The organism is Catenovulum agarivorans YM01 (assembly GCF_000281085.1).
GTDB lineage: Bacteria > Pseudomonadota > Gammaproteobacteria > Enterobacterales > Alteromonadaceae > Catenovulum > Catenovulum agarivorans.
This window is the reverse complement of sequence record NZ_JH767529.1, coordinates 39778-59803: the sequence shown is the minus strand read 5'-3', so window position 1 is coordinate 59803 and position 20026 is coordinate 39778. Positions and strand designations below refer to the sequence as shown.

Here is a 20026-nt window from a genome sequence, read left to right as displayed (position 1 = left end):
TTTTCACTAAATCTTAGTTCAAATATGCAAATATTACATATTCTCCAAAGCGTGATTTACTTGTATGATGCAATTGAATTCTTCACTTAAACTTTTTATAGGAATTAAAAACATGGCAACTGTTACATTAAAAGGCAACCCGTTTGAAACTGTTGGTACTTTACCTGCTGTTGGCAGCAAAGCAGCAGAATTTTCTTTAGTTAAAGCAGACTTGTCTGAAGTCACTTTAGCGAGTTTGGCGGGTAAAAAAGTTGTGTTAAATATTTTCCCATCAATTGATACACCAACTTGTGCAACTTCTGTACGTAAATTTAACGAACAAGCTGCAAGTTTTTCTGACACTGTTGTTTTGTGTGTATCTTTGGATTTACCTTTTGCAATGGCGCGTTTTTGTGGCGCTGAAGGCATTGAAAATGTATTAGTAGGTTCGGGTTTCCGTTCTACATTTGGCCAAGATTATGGTTTAACTTTTGCTAACGGTCCGCTAGCTGGTTTGTATTCTCGTTGTGTTGTAGTTGTGGATGCTGATGGTACTGTGTTGCACTCAGAGCAAGTTGCTGAAACAGCAGACGAGCCGGACTACCAAGCTGCCATTGCGGTTTTATAACAGGTAATTGCCAACTAAAATTGGCAGAAGTAGTACTGTATAACAAGGTAAATGGGATATTTCTCACAAAATCGCTTCAAGCACATCCGTGTGTCGCTCGCACAAGATATCCCTATCTTGTGAAGTTTTGTTCGAAACATGCCCATCCACCTTGTTGATATAGTGTCGAGGCCTATTGTGAAAATTATGCTTCAACCTAGCTTGTTAGCACAATTTCCAAAGTTCAATCCAATCTATTCCGTGATTCACCATTAAAAAACGCCTGAATATTCAAGGCTATTTCATCTATTAGTTTTTGCCTTGAATCTATGCTTGCCCAAGCCACATGTGGCGTAACTAATAAATTCGGTAAATCGGCATTTAATAAAATATGATTTGCTGCGGGTGGCTCAATTGTTAAACCGTCTAACAAAGCTGCTTGGATTTGTTGTTGCTCAAGCGCATTTAGCAAAGCTTCTTCATCTATCAAACCACCTCGAGCTGTGTTGATTAAAATCGCTGAAGATTTCATTTGTCCAAGCAAATTTTTATCTATCATCTTTTGATTATCTTCCGTCAATGGGCTATGCAAAGATAAAATATCAGCTTGTTGGATAACTTGCTCAAAAGCGCTGCGCCCATCTCTAGCAGAGGTGTTTGGCCTTTCTGCAATCAGTACATTCATAGAAAAAGCTTTGGCTATATTGGCAACAGCTCGGCCTATATTACCATAACCAATAATGCCGAATGTTTTTCCGGCCAAATCGGCAATTGGATAGTCTAACAAACAAAAATGTTTGCTTTGCGCCCAGCTACCGTTGGTTGAAGCTTGATGATATTGCTGAACTTTGTTTAACCAGGTTAACAGCATAGCGAATGTATGTTGTGCAACTGCCATGGTTGAATAATCTTTTACGTTACATACAGCTATTTGTTTTGCCTGACAGGCGGCTAAATCAACATTGTTATAACCCGTTGCCGCAACACAAACTAGTTTTAAATTTTGTGCTTGTTCAAGCAAATTTTGTCCTATTTGCACTTTGTTTGAAATAATTACGTCAGCATCTTTGATGTAATCTTGTACTTGAGCGTTGAAAGATAGTTTGTCGGCTAATAAGGTTGTTCCTTGTTGTTGCAATGAACTAAAGTCAACGGCGCCAACTGAGTCGGCATCGGCAAAAACAATTTTGGCTGATGGCATATCTAAATTTCCTGTAAACTGCTATACCTAGTAATAGAAGTCATTATAAATGGACATTGTATGTATATTATCACTGTTGAATACGTTATCGACCCCGGCCATATGTTAACTTTTATGGATGCTGTGTTGGAAAATGCCGAAACCTCGCTACATAAAGAAGAAGGTTGCGTGCAATTTGATGTGAGCCAAAGTCACGACAACCCAACGCATTTTTTCTTGTACGAACAGTTTGTTGATGAGATGGCATTTCAGCAGCATGTTGAAAGTGAGCACTATTTAACGTTTAGTAAAAAAACTCAATCATCAGTTATAAGCAAAAGTGTTCGACATTGGTATAGTTGTTAAAAATTGTCATTAATTGATTAGTGTACCTATGAATATAAGTATTATTGGCGCAGGCTGGGTTGGGTTACCGTTAACGCTGTTGTTAACGGCCAATGGTCATCTAGTGCAAGTGAGCAAATCTTCTGAAGAAGGGTTAGCTGATTTGCTGTTGCATGGTATTGATGCAAAAAAAGTGAGGTTTGAGCAAGGCGAAGTGGCTGAATCAGATAGTGGCAATTTAATCGAGTTAGGCCAAGCTGATGTTGTTGTTATTACCATTCCTCCTGGATTTCGTAGTGGTAACGGGGATTATTACCCAGCTCATATCAAAACAATCTGCGAACATATTTCACCTAAGGTTAAACAAGTGATATTAACTTCATCTACCGCTGTTTACCCTGAAATTGATAAAGATATGTGTGAGAGTGATGCATCCGCTTGGAGTGCTAAAGCTGAAAAGATACTTGCAGCAGAGCAAGTTGTACGCACGCTATTTCCAAACCAATATTTAATTGCACGCTTTAGTGGTTTGTTTGGCGCAGATCGCCACCCAGCTAGATTTGTAAAACATATGCAGTCAGTATCAAAGCGTAGTTATGCAAATATGCTGCATCAAGATGATGCTGTGCATGGGCTTGCTTATTTAATCTCACAGCAAGCTAGGGCCAAGGTGGTGAATTTATCGACGCCGGCAAAAATTACCAAAGCTGAATTTTATCAAGCTGCGCTAAACCACGCTGCTGTGAATAATTTTGAGCCAAAACAAAACACAACAGTAACTAGCTTGCCACCGATCACGGCTGAAGGAAGTGCCAAATATGTCAAGGTGGATAAAATTAAAGCGATGGGTTACCAGTTTAGATACAATAACGCCATTGATGCCTTATAAGTATGTCAGTATTTTTTACATTGCAATATAATCTTAAAGAATAAAGTATCTTTATCTTTTGATTTTAAATGTGTTTTTTATGTTGGCTGGTTAATTGCTTCTAGTCTGACCAGTATGCTCATCTGAATGAGCAAGAATAATTCACCGTTTTATCCTGACGTAAGACAGTAGGAATTTTACAATGAAAAAGTTAATTTTAGGTTCGGTTTTAGTTTTATCTAGCATTGCGACTGCACAAGCCGCTACACAGACTTATGAGTTTGATATGTTGGGTGGTAGCTACAGCAGTGACACTGCCTACACAGAATTAAATTTCTCGGACACGCAAGGCGGGAACCGCATTACAGCAACTGTAACCGCTTGGGCAGATACAGACAATGTGCAAGGTGACGGTTGGGGTGACAATACTATACGCCAAGCTGAATTATATAAATGGTGGAGTAACGGCTGGGGTGTAGTCAATGAGGATGAAGTGTCGGGTGACAATCCAGGACATTCTTTTGACAACGCTCGCTGTGACGATGGTGGATATATTGCTTCCTATTGGAGTCACGGAAGAAAACATTATTATTGCACCGATGGTGATGATATTGAGTACGATTATGATTTTGTATTGATTGAATTCAGTGAGTCTGTTGAATTATCTGGCTTAAATCTAGGTTGGGACTGGGGATCAACTGCTGATGTAACAGTGGTTGCGCTTGGTGATAGTGCGCCATCTTTAGCTGGTTCAACTTGGTCTGATTACACAGGTTATGATGTGTTTAATCAAACTATTAATGACTCAGATGGTTATTACCAATTAAATACCAATACAGAATCTACTTACTGGTTAGTTGGCGCTTATAGCCATATCTTTGGAGATTGTTTTGATGAGGCCGATGACGGCTTTAAATTAGAAGGCATTCAAGCAATGGCTGATACTTCTCCGTCAGGTCGACCTACTCAGCCAGTATCAGAGCCAGCAAGCTTAGCGATTTTTGGATTAGGTTTGGTTGGTTTAATGATGCGAAGAAGACGTAACCAATAAAAACTCTTTATCTTTGTAAATTTTCAAAAAAAGATGGCTAAGGCCATCTTTTTTTTTGCTATAGTTTTATAGCTAACTAATTAATCCAACTAACTATTATGAAATATACTGCCTCTATCTTGCTTGCTGCCAGCATATCTTTTTCTTCTCTTGCTAACGACAATCATTACGAATCAGCATTGCAGTCGTTTAACCAGCAAGACTTTGATACTGCGTATATCCATCTAAAAAATGCCTTGCAGCAAAACGAAAATCATTTGCCGGCTAAAATTTTGTATGCCAAGTTGCTTTTGCAGAACAGCTATTACCCAGAAGCTGTTGAAGAATTTTACAAGGCCTATTATGCAGGCGCAGACATTAATCTAATTATTGAAGATTGGGCGACAGCCCTATTATTAGATAAACAATTTTATGAAGTGATAGCTTTAGGTGAAGGTAAAAAGCTGACGACTGCAAATCAATTCAATTGGTTAATGATCCAAGCACTGGCTTTTGAGCACCTACAACAATACGACACTGCTCTACAGAGTTACCAAAAAGCTCGAGCCTTACAACCTAATAATCCAAGAATACTGAATAGCATGGCTTGGAATAAAATTAAGCGCCAAGATTTTACTGAAGCTGAGCGCTTGGTTGAGCAATCTTTGTTGGTTGACGGTACCAACCCAAAAACTTGGCATTTAAAAGGAAAATTGGCTGAAATAGCTCAAGACTTTGATACTGCATTAGCTGCTTATCAAACGGCTTTAAAAGTATCTACTAATGTTGATGTGGTCATTTTACGCTCTTTAGCTGGTGTCCATGTGCAAAAAGATCAGCTAGAACAAGCTCAATCTTACATAGAACAAATACTAGAACAAAGTGGCACTGACGCTGAGGCCTTATTATTGCAAAGTTGGATTTTTGCTCGGCAGAATGACAATGAGCAGGCTTCAGAGATACAAAAGTCTTTGTTAGAAAAAATGTCATTGATCCCAGAAGAGGAGTTTAAACAGCGAGTATCTTTGTTATTTATTCGCGGTTTAACTGCCTATGCTCAAGGCAAACAAGAACAAGCGCGCAGTGACTTATCTTCGTACATAGCGCAAGCACCTGGCGATTTACAAGCGATCAAACTCCTTGTAGAACTGTACAATCAAATAGGTGATTTTGAACAAGCGCTTAATCTACTACAAACTAACGAAGTGTATGTTTTAAATGATTTGGGCCTTTCGCTTAAGTTGTCGCATATGTATCTGCAAAACGGACAGTATTACCGTGCCGATGTGTTGTTAAACGAATTACGCTCAAGATTTCCTGAAAGTGAAAAAGTTATTCTATTGTCTGCCCAGGCACTAATTGCCCGTGGTAAACACGAAAGCGCAGTTAAGCTGATTGAAAAAAGCGGTTTATCTGACGGCGAACAAAAAGGTGCCGCATTAGAGTTATCACAAGCTTTATTGTTTATGCAATCCGGTGCTTATGATAAAGCTTTAGCCAGCGCTGAAAACTTGTTAAAAGCTGAACCTGCTCAAGTGGACTATTTAATTGTTAAAGGTGCAAGTTTAGTTAAGTTAAACCGCTTAACTGAAGCTGAGGTTGTTTTGTTGCAAATTACTGAGCAGCAGCAAAAGCATTTTGCAGCTCGCTTTAACCTTGCTCAAGTGTATAAAAAATCACGCAGACTTGAGCAAGCACAACAGTTGTTAGCTGAGTTGACGGTTGAACGACCAGATAATCGCAAAGTTACTTTTATGTTGGCGGAAGTTGAGTTTTTATTGGGGAATGTGCAACTAGCGAGTGATATGTTGAGTCGTATAACAGTATTAGAACGTCAGAACGTAGCTGCAGCTGAATTGTATACCCAAGTGTTGTTGCGCCAAGGAAAGCTAGAGGATGCACTTTCTGAAGTGAACCGGTTAAATGAACTAGACAGGTTAAACGAACGATACTTATGGCAACGTGCACAAATTTTAACTCAGCTAGGTCGTACCGCGGAAGCTTCTGAACAGGCAGATGTATTATTTGGTTTGTGGGCGGAGCAACCTGGAAAGTTACTGCAGTTGAGTCAATTACAAAAACAATTAAAAGACGTACCTAAAGTTGAACGCTCGCTGAAAAAAGCGATTGCTTTGGCGCCAGAACAAGCTTTATTGCATTATGAATTAATCCAGTTGTACATAACCCAGTTACAAATAAATAAAGCTCAAGTTATGTTGGCGCAAGCTGCTCAGCAATTTAAGCGAGATCCAAATGTGCTGGTGCTCAACGGTGATTTGGTTGCAGCTCAAAAAAACTTTGAAAGTGCATTTAATTATTATCAAGGTGCGTTAGAGCTCAATACGAGTTTTGTTATGGCTGCAAGTAGAATGTATCAATTGGCTAAACAGGGATACTTTGTCGAGCAGGTTGAACAGATTTTACAGAAACTAGTTAGAGACAACCCTAATAATGCATTATTACTCAATTTATTGGCAGATCACTATCTAAATCAACAAAGCAACAATCAAGCCTTGGCGGCTTACCGCCAACTGATAACGCTTGATACGAATTACGCTAATAATCCACAAATTCTAAATAATATTGCCAACTTATATTTACCGGACAACCCACAAGCAGCGATAGAGTATGTGGATAAAGCGTTAGCGCAGCACACGACTTTCGCCGCCGCAATAGATACCAAAGGTTGGGCTTTATATCTAACTGGCCAATATGAAGCCGCATTGAATTTATTTCGCCAGGCTTTCGCAATTAATAGCTCAGATCCGTCAATCCGTTATCATTTAGGGGCTGTATTAGTTAAATTGGGTCGTATGAATGAAGCTAAAATGGAATTGCAAGCGGCTTTGATGTTAGGTATAGATTTTGCTGAAAAAGCTCAGTGTGAACAATTGTTGGAGACATTATAAATGAATAAATGGATTGGATGTGGTTGGGCTGTTGTAGCTGCTGCTGGATTGTTATCCGGCTGTGCTTCAACTGCAAATGACAAAATTGAATATGTAGAAAAAACTTTTTTAAAAATTCAGCTAGATGCAGGTGAACAAACTTTAATAGACAGTGAAGTTTTATGTGAAGGTACTCAACAGCTTAGGTTTGGTGAAGCAGTATCTGAACAAGCTTATGTATATAAAAACTTTTTCGCGAAATTTGTCTCTGGAGCCTTGTTGATTAATAACGCTGCGCTTGATGCCTGTGAGGCGAGTGTCTCGCTACAAGCAGAGCTATATGCGGATATATCCAGCAGCAAAATTGTCAATGGTGCCAAAGTATTTCAAGGTGATTATTTACAAAGTATCTCGCAAGCAGCTATCCCTGTTAGCCTTGAGCAAGGTAGTTGGCAAGATTTTGTTGCTGATGCATTTGTGTTAACTGTTCAAGCTGAAACACGGAAAATTCCGCTTTAATTTCAAAAATAGAAAAGTTGGCATTAACCTTGACTGCACTCTAATCTTACTAACAAAAGATTGACGTTTTCGAGGTTAAGTTTGTTGCACAAATTGGCTGTACTCTGCTGGGTATTACTACTGGTTAGCTGTGGTGGCTCAGAGCCAGCAGAGCCAGATAATAATAACCCAGATGGTGGAAACACTGATGTAACCTTGCCGCAAATGGCAAGTCAGCTAGTTATTAGTGGCAATAATTTGCCAAGCCAATGTGCCTTTAGCGCACAAAGTGTTCGCCCTTTCAGCCAATGCCAAGTTATTTTTTCCATTCAACTTACCCAAGGTTCGGCCAGTAGCGCTGCTTTTGTTGGTCAAGTTTCTGACGATAATGGCAATTCGTGGACTAACTTAACCACAGACAACCAGCTTAATTTTGTTTTAGACCCACAAGCTTTTAGCGGCAGTTTGCTGATTCGCGGCAAAATGAGCGCCAATGGCACTGAGTTTTTAACCCAAAACTACCCATATACAATTGCGGAAAATTCAGTTGCTATTGCCAGTGCCAATGATTTTGCTCAGTTAACCACTTTGTTTTTTTCTGCGGCTGAAAAAAAACAAATTCATTTACCTAGCTGTAACGATGTTGATGGTGATAGCACTAAAGTTGAGTTAACCATTAATGGTCGCTATTGGTTGGAGCAAGCATCCAATGCCAAAATTAATTTAGCGGCCAGCACGGTTAAACAAGGTGATGTATTAGCTGCTGCTTGTGTTGATAGTTTAGGTGCTAAGGCTAGCGCGCCTGGGCAGTTACAAATTTCTTTTGCGAACAATCCACAAAACAATCAAGCACCAGTAGTGGCTTTTGCTGCATTGGCTGATTCGGTACGTTATTTTTCGTCGCAATTACGCGACTATCAGCAAGTACCAATTTGTTTAGTCACCTCTGATGCTGAAGGTGATGTGCTGACCGCCAGTTTTCAAGCGCGTATTAGCAATGCTTCTACGAATACTAGCCAGTTAATTGATTTAACTGCGAATAATTTGTGTACTGAATTAGATACTAGCGGTTTAGGTGACAATCAAATTACTGTGCTTACACAGGTGTCTGATGGGGTTAATGCAACGGCTGCTGAATTAAATTTAGGTTTGATTCACAGTGATACTGTTCCAATCGCCACTAGTCAAAATTCGAGTTGTTTAGTTGGAGATAATGCACAAACGGTTAATATTAATGTTAGTGCGGATGCAGAGTTTGATACTGTTATTTTGCAAGCGATAGATGCTGATTCGAATGAGCTATTAAAACAGCTCAATATTCGTCAACAAAACAGCATTACCTTTGACTGTAATCAACTTGGTTTAACTCGTTATCAAATTCAATCAACTAGCCGAGGCCAAGTATTAAGCAGTGTGGTATATAGCCATTCTGTCACTCAAGTTTCGAATCAAGCACCGCAGGTGGCGATTGATGTAACTGGTAATAGAGTGGGGTTGCTGTATCGGGATAATCAAACTTTACAAGTTTGTTTACAACCAACAGATACGGATAATGACAGTTTAACTACAAGTTTAGCTTATGCTTGGGCGAGTCAAACACAACAAAATATAACCCTAACTGATAATTGTGCCAGTTTATCTACTCAAGGGCGCGGTGGGCAAAAACTTACTTTATTTGCCACAGTAGATGACGGCTTGACCCAAATCCAACAAAGCTTAGATGTAGGGCAAATTCACGCAGACACAATTCAATTTGCTACCTCACAAAGTTTAAATTGTACACAAGGGGATGAGGCTGTTTCTTACTCTGTGAGTATTGAAGGCGATTCAGAAGGGGATGCTTATACTGTTGATGTAATAAATGCCAATACGGGTTTATCTTTATTTGCTCTCGGCTCTATTACTCAAGGACAATTTGAGCTTGCCTGCGACGATGTTGGTAATACGCCTTTTTATCTGCGCACACAAAGTCGTGGTTTAACTGTGCAATCAATTGATTATCAGCACACAGTCACAGAACAACCAAATCAAGCACCAAGTATAAACTATACTTTTACTGCCACTGAATTTGCTGGCAGTTTTCGTGACAATCAAATTGGCTCTTTATGTTTTACTACAAGTGATCCTGAAGGGCAGGCTGTTACTGTAACTGGCAATTATGCGTTTAATAATCAATTCGTACAAAACCTGAACTTAGACAATAACTCATGCATGGCAATTTCTTTGTTTGATCGTGGTGGTCAAACTTTAACTGTGCAGGCTAACGCTAGTGATGGCGAAGTATCTACTGATTTAGCTGAATCAATTGGTCTAATCCATTTGGATACAATTCAAGTTGCAACGTCGCAAGACAATAGCTGTACTCAAGGTGATGGTTCATTAACGTATAACATTAATTTGCCTGCTGATAGTGAAAGTGATGCAACTGTGCTCACTGTATTTGATGCGAGCAATAATCAAGTTATCGCTAATTTGGGCACTATCAACAGCACAGCAAGTTTTGCATTGTCTTGTCAAACAGCGGGTTTGACTAATTTTTATATTCGTAATCAAAGCCGTGATCTAACTACATACTCTCGGGTGTATCGACATACGATTAATGCACCAGTTAATACTGCGCCAACAGTAGCTATAGTGTTAGACAATCAGCAAACTTATTTAGACAAATTGCGGGATAATCATGAATTTGATGTCTGCGTAGTCGGTAATGATGCAGATGGTGACAACTTAACCACAAGTTTAACCTATAGTTTAAATGGTGCGGCCGCGCAAAATATTAGCCTTAACTCAGGTTGTACAACTTTTTCAACTAACGCTTTGGGCAATCAAACTCTGGTGTTTACTGCTTATGCGAGTGACGGCATTGAACAGGTAACGTCAGAGCAATCTTATGTGATTCATCAAGACACAGTGCAATTTGCTTACACAACTAGCCAAAATTGTCGCCAAGGTGATGATGATAGAACTTATGTTGTGCAAGTTGCAGATGATGTTGAAGGCGACAGTTATGCATTGGCTGTTTATCACGCTACTACTAATCAACTTATCGCTAATTTGGGGTCGAGTTCTCCGGCAAGTTTTTCGTTAAATTGTAATGCTAATGGGGTGACTCCGTTTGTTATCCGCACTAGCAGCCGTGATTTATCTAGTTTATCCACTCAATATTCTCATGTGGTTGCCGCCGAAAACAATACTGCACCAACAATAGATTTAACGCTGAATGCAGATGCCGAGCGGTTTAACGGTAATTTGCGTGATCAACAAAGTATAGAGGTATGTGCAACAGTTGCTGATGCCGAAGACACAGTCTTAAACACTCAAGTGTTTTATCGCTTTGATAACCAAACTCAACAAAGTCTAACTTTAACGAATTTGTGTGGCAGCATAGATTTAACCGACAGGGGCGGGCAGAACTTAACCATAGAAGGTTTTGTCAGTGATGGTACAGCAACGGGTAACGATACGATTAACGCTGGTGTCATTCATTTAGATTCAGTGCAAACGGCTTTTTCATCTAGTGGTAGTTGCCGTGCGGGCGATGCGGCGAGTGTGTTTGCGGTGCAAGTCGGCGCAGATGTTGAAGGTGATGCTTATAGCATAGATGTAGTGGATGCTATCAGCTTAGATGTATTGGCATCGCTTGGGCAAATTACCTCAGGCACTTTTAGTTTGTCGTGTGATGCGGTGGACGCAGTTGATTTTATGATCCGCACAGTTAGCCGTAACCAAGTGCAATATTCTTTGGTATATAGCCATGTGATCAGCAATACGCTTAATGCAAAACCGACTTTGTCGCTGGCGCTGCAAAACCCAGAAGAATTTAGTGAGCAGGTTCGAGACGGTCAAGAAGTTACTTTATGTTTAACCGGCACTGATGCTGACGGAGATTCATTAACTTATAGAGCTGCCTATCAATTTAGCAATGAATCATTTCAAACAGTCTCATTAAATAGCCAACAATGTGCCAGTATCAGTACACGTAATCGTGGTGAACAGAGCCTAATCATTCAAGGTTTTGTTAATGATGCTAGTGCAGAAACAACGGCAATTCTTGATGTAGGGGAAATACATCAGGACACATTAGCAACAGCGTCTACCGTATCATCTGAATGTAGTGTTGGTGAATCATCAATCGGATATTCAATTAGTTTAGCGGATGATGAACAAGGGGATGCCAGACAAATTGAAGTGCTAAATCAACAAGCTTCCAGCGTTATCGCCTCGTTTACCGAAGGGGACAATTACAACTTTGCCATGGCTTGTGACACTGTTGGTCAAACTTCGTTTGTTATTCGTATTACCAGCCGTGACTTAACCACAGACTCAAGTGTATATACGCATACAGTTAATCCAAGTTTAACCAACTCAGTTGAAGTTTGGCGCACTGCTGGTGATGCTAGTTTATTGCTGTCAGAGCGTGCTGGACAAATTTTGCGTGCCGGTGTTGGTACCTCTTCAATTCAAATTGACGTGAGTGATAGCCAACCGGCACAAAAAATTGCAGGTTTAGGTGCAAATTTAACAGACAGTGCCGCGAGTTTAATTTATCAGTCGGCACAATCGAGTAACATTATTAATCAAATATTCTCTACAGAGTCAGGCATAGGTTTACAACATTTACGTGTGCCTTTGTCTGGTATGGGCGAGTTTATCGCGCGGGCGCCGCGCAGTTATAACGATATGTCGACTGGCCTAACCGATCCTAACCTTACGCAATTTAGCCTAGATGATGACGAAGATTATTTAATCCCGCTGCTTTTAGATATTCAAAATGTGCAAACAGATATAGGTTTACATGCGATTAGTTGGAGCGCACCTGCTTGGATGAAAGATAATGAGAGTTTTGCTGGTGGTTCGCTACGTATTGAGTTTTATCAAAGCTACGCCAACTATTGGTTAGCATTTATGCAGGCATATCAAAATCGCGGTATTGAATTTAGCAGTATAAGTTTACAAAACCAGCCGCATTTAGCTGATGACTTCCCGTCTATGTTGTGGGCAAGCGACGACTATTTATTATTTTTTGAAGACTTCTGGTATCCGGTTGTTGGTCAATTCAGACCTAGCCCTGAATTGTGGTTGTGGGATGGCAATTGGACTGATTTTGATAGCCAACAAAATGCTGATATTGCCAATTTCGCGATAAATGCACTAGCTGACGATTTTATCTATGGCCGTACTAATGCGATAGCATTGCAGTGTTACCAAGCAACCAACGGTGCGACAGATTACACTCAAGCCATTACACAAATATTGGCACAAACGCGTTCACGCCCAGTACATTTAACCAGTTGTCGTAATGAAAATGATGGCCGAAGTTTTGGCCAATATTTAACGGATACTTTGTCGGATATGCTGATCCCAACATTTGACGCTGGGGCATCTTCCATTTTTTACGACAGTTTAGCTTTAGATAACGATAATGGCCCAGTGCAAAACGGCTGCAGCAATTGCCGCAGTTTAGTCACTATTGATAGCAGTGGCAGCATGACGGCTAATGCTGAATATTATGCGTTTGGCCATATTAGTAAATTTTTACAAGATGATGCTGTATTGATTTCGAGTATTTCAGGGTCGCAAGATGTGTCTACGCTCGCGTATAAAAACCCTGACAATACTGTGGTGGTTGTGTTGGTGAATAACAGCACAAATACAGTCGAAGTTGATGTGAATTGGCAAGGGCAATATATCCAAGTTGAGCTCGCCAGTTTTGATGTCGTTAGTTTGATTTGGGATACTGACAACTCGCCTGTGGTTGATTTGCAGCAAATCAGTCAAACCAGTATTTTAGCGCAAGATATTTACCAGTTAATTGACTCAGCTCGGGACGCGAATGGTTTATATCGGCCATTTTTAAACGCCGATGGTTCAGACAATAGTTTGCGCAGCGGCGCGGCAACAGGTTTGGGTTTAATTGCGCTGAGCATAGCGCATAGTCTGGATTGGGATAGCTCGGCCGCCGCTAAACTTGTACAAACACTACAAACGTTAAATGGAGAAAATGAAAACGTTGCGCCCATAGTTAACGCGAATGGCTGGGTTGCGCAATACTGGAATGATGATGGCAGTATTGCGACTGAATCGAATTATTATTCGGCAATAGATACTGCGATATTGATGGCTGGGATTAAATTTGCCCAACAACACTTTGTTAGCGACACAATTACTACAGCGGTTGATTCAATTGCTCAGACTATTGTTTGGGACGATTTAGTGAGCAACGCCAGTTTAGGTGAGTTAAATATTACACAAGATGCTGCTGGGGTTAGTTTATCCACTCAAGGTGTTTACCAAGTGCAAATGCTCGCGGTTTGGATGGCTATGAATATGGACGATGGTTTGGCTGAACAAGTTTGGCAAAGTTATTACCAAACCGGTCAACAATTCCCACTTGTATATGTGGATGGAAATGCGTTGCCAGCCGATGAAAACAGTCAATCTGTGCCCGCGTTAAATCACCAATTAAACTTCTATTTAATTAATCATGTTTTAAATTCGGCTAATTATCGCCAGTTGTTTTTATCGCACGCGCAAGCGGAAAAAGCTTATTGGGATGAGAACTTTGCTGAGCCTTCGTATGTTTGGGGTTTTGGTATAGATTCGAGCATTGACAGTCATATCAACAATATTGCCGATGTGAGTGTGATCGCTGGTTTTGTCGGCGCGGATGCGTCGTTAGTAGCGGATGTATTGGCTTGGCAAGATAACAATTTAGCGATTTTGGATACGCAGGTGAGTGGTATTCAAGTGCCGTGGCGTTACGATATTGATGATGCTAGTTGGCAAAGTGATACTTTGGATATGCGCGCATTGGCTGTGATGTTAATGGGCTTGTCGGCACATCCGGGATTGTTAGATGTACAGTATTTTAGGCAAAAAACAGAATTAGAATTTTAGGTGTGTAGGTTGGGACGAACGGAGTGAATCCCAACAATGCAATGGATAAACTAAAAAGGAATTTTACAATGCATTATCGACGACATTTTGTCCAAGGCGGGTGCTATTTTTTCACTGTAAATTTAGCTGACCGCGATAAATCCTTGTTAACGGACAATATTCAATTATTGCGATCTAGCTATCGAAAAATGATTGTTACTAGACCCGTCAAAACAATCGCAGCTGAAGTGTTGCCCGACCATATGCATGTGATATGGCAATTACCTGAGGATGATAGTGACTTTGCTCAAAGGTGGCGTCAACTCAAAGTTAATTTTTCTCAGTATATTGAAAAAGGTGAATCAATCAGCCAAAGCCGAATGAAAAAAGGTGAACGTGGGGTTTGGCAACGACGTTATTGGGAACATTTAATTCGCGGTGAAGACGATTTACAAAAGCATGTTGCATATATCCATAACAACCCCGTAAAGCATGGTTATGTGTCGTCACCAGCCGATTGGCCTTATTCGAGTATTCACAAGTATATTAAATTAGGTTGGGTGAATGAAAATTGGGGATGTTGATTTGTTGGGATTCACTGCGTTGGTTCCAACAAGTTTATTGCTATATGTTGCAATTAGGCGCTTTGAGTAAGTGCTAACAAGCAGCCGAGAAGCATAATTTTCTAAAAACGCTGTACACCGTCCGTGGTCGCTCGCACAAGAAATCCCTATCTTGTGAAGTTTTAGAAAATCAGCATTCTCGTCTACTTTTGTTTTGCATTGATATTGCTGGGTTAATTGAACGTCTGATGTAGGTTGGGACGAACGAAGTGAATCCCAACAATTGTTTTTAGAAAGTTATGCTTCGAGTACGCTTGCTTTACACCATTCTAGCCGCGACTTATCATCAAAACTGCAACACAAGACACTGCCCCTAAACTACATAAAAAACTCCCGACTACTGAACCATAACAACTTGGGCTGGGCTTTTAGCGATGGTGATATCCACTTTTCGCTGAAAAAAGTTACTCTCCAAGTCGTCTTGTAAATGTGCTTGTTCCCCCTGTGCGGTAAAACTAATGCGTTGTTCATCTATGCCCATTTTTTGCAAAAACACCGCGACGGTTTCAGCGCGTTTATTCGATAACTGGCGATTATAATTTGCGCCACCTCTTTGGTCGGCAAAACCAGTTAGCTGAATTTGTAAATCAGGCATGGCGGTTAATAAACGGCTAATTCCCACTAACTGTTGACGATAATCTTCGGTTAATTCACTTGAACCGGTTTTAAACAAAATGGTTAAATTTAAACTGCGTCCTTGGGTGAATGGTGTGGCCAACATATCAATTTGTTGTGATACCTGTTGCAATTGAATTTGCTGCTGGCGCTGTTGTTGCTGCAAATGTTGGCTTAATTGCGCTGCTTTTTGTTGATGATCTGCGCTGACTAAACTAATTTGCTCTATTTCTGTTTGTTGCTCATGGCTATGACCAATTAAACCGCCGATAACCGCGCCAACAACAGCGCCAAGTGGCCCGCCTGTCATTAACCCTAAGCTACCGCCCGACAACAAACCAATGTTTTCCGGCTCGGCCATTTTCTCCTGTGCATGTTCAACTTTTTGTTTAAATTGATTTTGCCACTGCTCAAAAGTGTCGTTAGCAGCTGCGGTCGAAGTAACTGTAATTAAAGATAAAGCTAAAATAGAAGGTTTAAAAAATTTCATTGTGTTTCTCCAGACTCATAGATGTTAAAAATTAAAACACAGGGACCAAGCTCTCCTGTATCTGGAATCTATTAAACACAAACAATCTGTTTTTCTGGTCGGTCACAAATGGCAATCTGCTGAACAATTGTGGCAACAATATGGCAATTGTGCACGCGAGCTTGTTTCAGCAATTGCATAGGGTATATTGCTGTTAAAACATCAAAAACAAAGCTAGTTATAGGCATAGCATGTCAGTTAAAAAACATATTGCGATAATTGAGGATGAAGCAGCGCTGCGAGACAACTACGCCAGTTTGTTGCGCCAACATGGTTATTTAGTGGATTGTTATGCTGACCGTCCGGCAGCTGAAAAAGGTTTAGCCGACAAAATGCCACAGTTAGCCATTATTGATATAGGTCTAAAAGACGAATACGAAGGTGGTTTTGCCTTGTGCCAATGGTTGCGTAACCGCTCTCAACAAGTGGCGATTATGTTTTTAACTGCGCGTGATTCTGATATAGATACAATTACTGGTTTGCGTATAGGGGCGGATGATTATTTAAATAAAAATATAAGTTTAGTGCACTTAACTGCGCGTATTAACGCTTTGTTTAGACGTATGCAGGCGCTTAATCAATCTTTTGAACAGCAACAAAATAAAGGTATAGAATTAGGTGACTTGAATATTGATTTAGACAAAATGCAAGTCAGCTGGCAGAACACTATGCTTGAGCTAACTGTTACTGAGTTCTGGATGTTACATAGTTTGGTTAAACACCCAGGACATGTGCGTAATCGTAGCCAACTAATGCAAGATGCGCACATGGTGGTAGACGATACAACCATAACCTCGCATATCAAACGTATACGGCGTAAGTTTGAACAGCTCGATGCTCAATTTCAACATATAGAAACCGTCTATGGCATGGGTTACCGTTGGAAACTTTAAAGTTGAGGTTATTAAAAAAACTCTTTTCGTTAAAAAGCAAACTACTGCTGTTATCTAGCAGCATGTTGTTGCTGCCATTGCTGGGATATCAATATGTCTCGGAAATGGAGAATTTTTTACGTGCAGGGCAAGAGCAAACTATGTTGGGTACAGCTAAAGCGGTTGCAACCGCTTTGCATGAACGTCCTGCATTGTTTGACCAATCAGCCGCCTACCAACAACAAGTTATCCCAACTCGAGACTTATATGCTTATGCTTTGTCAGCTCCGGTAAAGTTAGACGGACAATTGAACGAATGGGCGAGTTTAGATAAATATCAACAAAACTATGATCACGCACATAGATTAGCCGCATTTTCCGACACGCAAATTTCATCACTCAGTTTTAGCCAAAAAGTGGGGCAGTATCAGCAACATTTATATCTAGCTATATCAGTCAAGGATGATGTTGTGGTGCTCAGGCCAAACAACAGTTATGCGGTCGATAAAAACGACTATTTACAAATATCCATTTTAAAACCTGACACAGGTTTACAAAGATATATTTTTGCTGCGAGCAATACTAGCCAACTAAATCTGCAAACAGGCCAATGGGTCAATGCTTTTGCTGTCGATGAAAATAACCGTGCTGAGCTGCCGGAAAAACAAGTGCAAGGGTATTGGCGCAATACGACCCAAGGTTATGATTTAGAATTGAGGTTACCTATTAGTTGGGTTGGCGCCAAAGTAGGTTTTGCCATATTTGATGTTGATGATGTGCACTCGCGCGAGCTGGTTGGTGCAATCGGTAATGCAGACGAACTCGGTACTATATTGGTGCCATCTCCTGAGATAGATGCGATTATCAAAGGGTTAAGTTATCACAATTCACGTATTTGGGTGGTAGATAAACACGGTCGAGTATTGGCGCGCAGTGGCGATATTCAGCAAGCAACTTCTACTTACCAAACCAGCAATACCTCGGCTAAATTTTTGCAGCAGATGCAATCTCTGTTGCAGCCTGTTTACGACGCTGTGTTAACTCACCCATCAAAACACTTTATTGATCAGCTAAAAGACGCAGTCAAAATTGACGACCAAGCACTTAAACACGCACTCATTGGTAAAGCAGATACAGCTTGGCGGTTAACCCCGGATAAAGCCGCAGTGATTTTATCGGCCGCCCACCCTATTTATATTGATGGCCAAGTATTAGGCGCTGTCGTTATTGAAGAAACCACCCACGGCATACGCACTTTGCGTAACCAAAGTTTGCAAAACCTGTTTAATCAAATGGTGCTGTTGTTATTGGTGGGCAGTTGCATTTTTCTATTATTCGCTTTGCGTATATCTGGGCGTATTCAAAACCTTAAAAAACAACTGGGTTTGGCGGTAGATGCCCAAGGGCGCATCTTGACCAAAGTTAAACCGGAAAAGCAGTTCGATGAAATAGGTGACTTGTCGCGCTCTGTTAGTGATTTGGTCGAAAGGCTTAGCCAATACAATAGGTATTTAGAAAGCATGTCGTCGCGTATGTCGCACGAATTTAAAACGCCGATTGCCATTATAGCTTCTAGTTTAGAGGCGTTAAAAGTTGAACAAACTCAGCTTAAAGACAATGAATTTTTTCAACGTGCTGAGCAAGGTATGCAAAGGTTGAACAGCATGTTAGCCGCTATGACAGAAGCAACTCGGCTTGAACAAGCTATTCAGCATTCACATTATTTAGCGCAAAAAGAACCATTTGATTTTGCCGCTGTGGTGCAAGGTTGTGTGATGGCACATCAGCAAACTTTCCCAAATCAGCAGTTTAAGTTAATTGAAATGCCGAGTGATTACCAAGTTATAGGTAGTCCGGATTTAATTGTACAAATGCTCGAAAAAATACTCGCCAATGCAATAGATTTTGCCAATCCTAATAGTGAAATAGAAATAAAATTAGTCCGAGATAAAAAACAGCTAGTGTTAAGCATTTTTAACCAAGGGCCATTATTGCCAGAGCAAATGGCGGCTAACTTATTTAACTCTATGGTATCGGTGCGCGACAGCGATAGCCAACAAACCCACCTAGGTTTGGGTTTGTATATTGCAAGATTAGTCAGCCAGTTTCACCATGGTCAAATTAGCGCCTACAACCAACACCAACCACACCAAGGTGTGGTTATTGAGTTTATGATGAAGGTGAGCGAATAATTTTGTGTTAAAAGCTGTATTGTACAGCTAATGCAAAGCCTGTTGTTTCGAATGAAATTTCGGAGTCTTGGCAAACTCTTGCTGCATTATTGGGTGTACAACTGTCATTGTTGCTACTGCCGCTATCTTCTAAATCCAATAATCTGTAACCTAAAGTCACTTGCCAATTGTCATTGACTACATAGGCTATTTCTTGAAAAGCCTTTAGTAGATCACCTGAATTTAGGTGTCTATAAACCGATACACCTAAATTTACAGTGAAATGTTCATTGAGATTGAATTGATGGGTTACTTTGGTGCCTAGGCCAAAGTCACTATCAACAATGTTAAGTACTTTATTGTCTACTTGCGTATCTAAATCAAATTTAAAATAAGACAAGCCAGGCGATAGTTTTAGTGTATAAAATCGTGTTTGAACGAGTTCAATTCCTACTTCTAAATTAGCAGTCTTAATATCAAATTCATACCCGACATTTAATGGCGTGTCGGGGTCGCCAACAAAACGCTCGCCGTCAATCTGAATAGCCTCTGGGCGTGTGCCGCCAAATACTTGTTGATCATTACCTAAAAGTTTTGAGTATTCCCCTTTTATACTAAGGCGATTGGTAATGCGCTTGTCAGCACCAACAACAAAAGACTTAGCTGAGTTGTCTTTTGGACTCAAATTCATAGTACTTTGGCAGCCGGATAAGCTATAGGTTAGGGCTAATAGACTTACGATCGTTAGGGAAAAACACTTGTGGTTCATATAATTTTCTAATCCATTGAATATTAAATACATTGCAGGCGGGCGCTACTATGCCATTAATTGAATTTGATTGCACATGCTTTACTTAAACATTTGCCAACGACCAAAAATCAAGTTGAATGCAACCATTTGCGTGTATACTGATAGCTAATTCCACGGTTAAAAAACAATATCAG

At 40.4% G+C, this 20026-nt stretch carries 13 protein-coding genes; 10 read left to right on the top strand and 3 right to left on the bottom strand.

The window, feature by feature from the left end; all coding sequences use genetic code 11:
• The first annotated feature begins 112 nt into the window (after positions 1-112).
• Complete coding sequence (gene tpx, locus WSC_RS0112530; RefSeq protein ID WP_016956284.1) at positions 113-607, top strand: thiol peroxidase; 495 nt, start codon at positions 113-115, stop codon at positions 605-607.
• 223 nt (positions 608-830) lie between these two features.
• On the opposite strand, the gene WSC_RS0112525 is transcribed toward tpx, so the two are convergent.
• On the bottom strand, positions 831-1787 hold the full coding sequence (locus WSC_RS0112525; protein ID WP_016956283.1) for a D-2-hydroxyacid dehydrogenase: 957 nt from the start codon (positions 1785-1787) through the stop codon (positions 831-833).
• Between the two features lie 60 nt (positions 1788-1847).
• On the opposite strand from WSC_RS0112525, the gene WSC_RS0112520 reads away from it, so the two are divergent.
• The 7 genes from WSC_RS0112520 to WSC_RS0112490 all read left to right on the top strand — a co-directional run bounded on the left by WSC_RS0112520 (position 1848) and on the right by WSC_RS0112490 (position 14855).
• Positions 1848-2132 (top strand): putative quinol monooxygenase, encoded by a 285-nt coding sequence (locus tag WSC_RS0112520; RefSeq protein WP_016956282.1) that lies wholly within the window; start codon positions 1848-1850, stop codon positions 2130-2132.
• Positions 2133-2160: 28 nt separating this feature from the next.
• The gene (locus WSC_RS0112515) at positions 2161-3000 is read left to right on the top strand and encodes a Rossmann-fold NAD(P)-binding domain-containing protein (RefSeq protein WP_016956281.1); all 840 of its coding nucleotides are present in this window, start codon (positions 2161-2163) and stop codon (positions 2998-3000) included.
• Positions 3001-3181: 181 nt separating this feature from the next.
• Positions 3182-4030 (top strand): exosortase-dependent surface protein XDP1, encoded by an 849-nt coding sequence (xdp1, locus tag WSC_RS0112510; protein ID WP_016956280.1) that lies wholly within the window; start codon positions 3182-3184, stop codon positions 4028-4030.
• Between the two features lie 98 nt (positions 4031-4128).
• Positions 4129-6918 carry an XrtA/PEP-CTERM system TPR-repeat protein PrsT gene (gene prsT / locus WSC_RS0112505; RefSeq protein ID WP_016956279.1) on the top strand — a complete coding sequence of 930 codons (2790 nt, stop codon included), beginning with the start codon at positions 4129-4131 and terminating at the stop codon, positions 6916-6918.
• Positions 6919-7416 carry a hypothetical protein gene (locus WSC_RS0112500; RefSeq protein ID WP_016956278.1) on the top strand — a complete coding sequence of 166 codons (498 nt, stop codon included), beginning with the start codon at positions 6919-6921 and terminating at the stop codon, positions 7414-7416.
• A gap of 84 nt (positions 7417-7500) precedes the next feature.
• Positions 7501-14292 carry a glycoside hydrolase family 30 protein gene (locus WSC_RS0112495; RefSeq protein WP_157447279.1) on the top strand — a complete coding sequence of 2264 codons (6792 nt, stop codon included), beginning with the start codon at positions 7501-7503 and terminating at the stop codon, positions 14290-14292.
• A 68-nt stretch (positions 14293-14360) separates the two neighbouring features.
• Positions 14361-14855 (top strand): REP-associated tyrosine transposase, encoded by a 495-nt coding sequence (locus tag WSC_RS0112490; protein WP_016956276.1) that lies wholly within the window; start codon positions 14361-14363, stop codon positions 14853-14855.
• A gap of 376 nt (positions 14856-15231) precedes the next feature.
• Here the strand turns inward: WSC_RS0112490 and pdsO are convergent, their stop codons facing one another.
• Positions 15232-15999 (bottom strand): sortase-associated OmpA-like protein PdsO, encoded by a 768-nt coding sequence (gene pdsO / locus WSC_RS0112485; protein ID WP_016956275.1) that lies wholly within the window; start codon positions 15997-15999, stop codon positions 15232-15234.
• 230 nt (positions 16000-16229) lie between these two features.
• On the opposite strand from pdsO, the gene pdsR reads away from it, so the two are divergent.
• Together pdsR and pdsS are read left to right on the top strand one after the other, a co-directional pair.
• Complete coding sequence (gene pdsR, locus WSC_RS0112475) at positions 16230-16931, top strand: proteobacterial dedicated sortase system response regulator (protein WP_016956273.1); 702 nt, start codon at positions 16230-16232, stop codon at positions 16929-16931.
• Between the two features lie 2 nt (positions 16932-16933).
• The gene (gene pdsS, locus WSC_RS0112470) at positions 16934-19102 is read left to right on the top strand and encodes a proteobacterial dedicated sortase system histidine kinase (protein WP_026016826.1); all 2169 of its coding nucleotides are present in this window, start codon (positions 16934-16936) and stop codon (positions 19100-19102) included.
• Between the two features lie 7 nt (positions 19103-19109).
• Here pdsS and WSC_RS0112465 read toward each other — a convergent pair whose 3' ends face one another.
• Positions 19110-19772, bottom strand: coding sequence for a TonB-dependent receptor (locus WSC_RS0112465; RefSeq protein WP_016956271.1), 663 nt, complete (start codon positions 19770-19772; stop codon positions 19110-19112).
• Positions 19773-20026 lie beyond the last annotated feature (254 nt).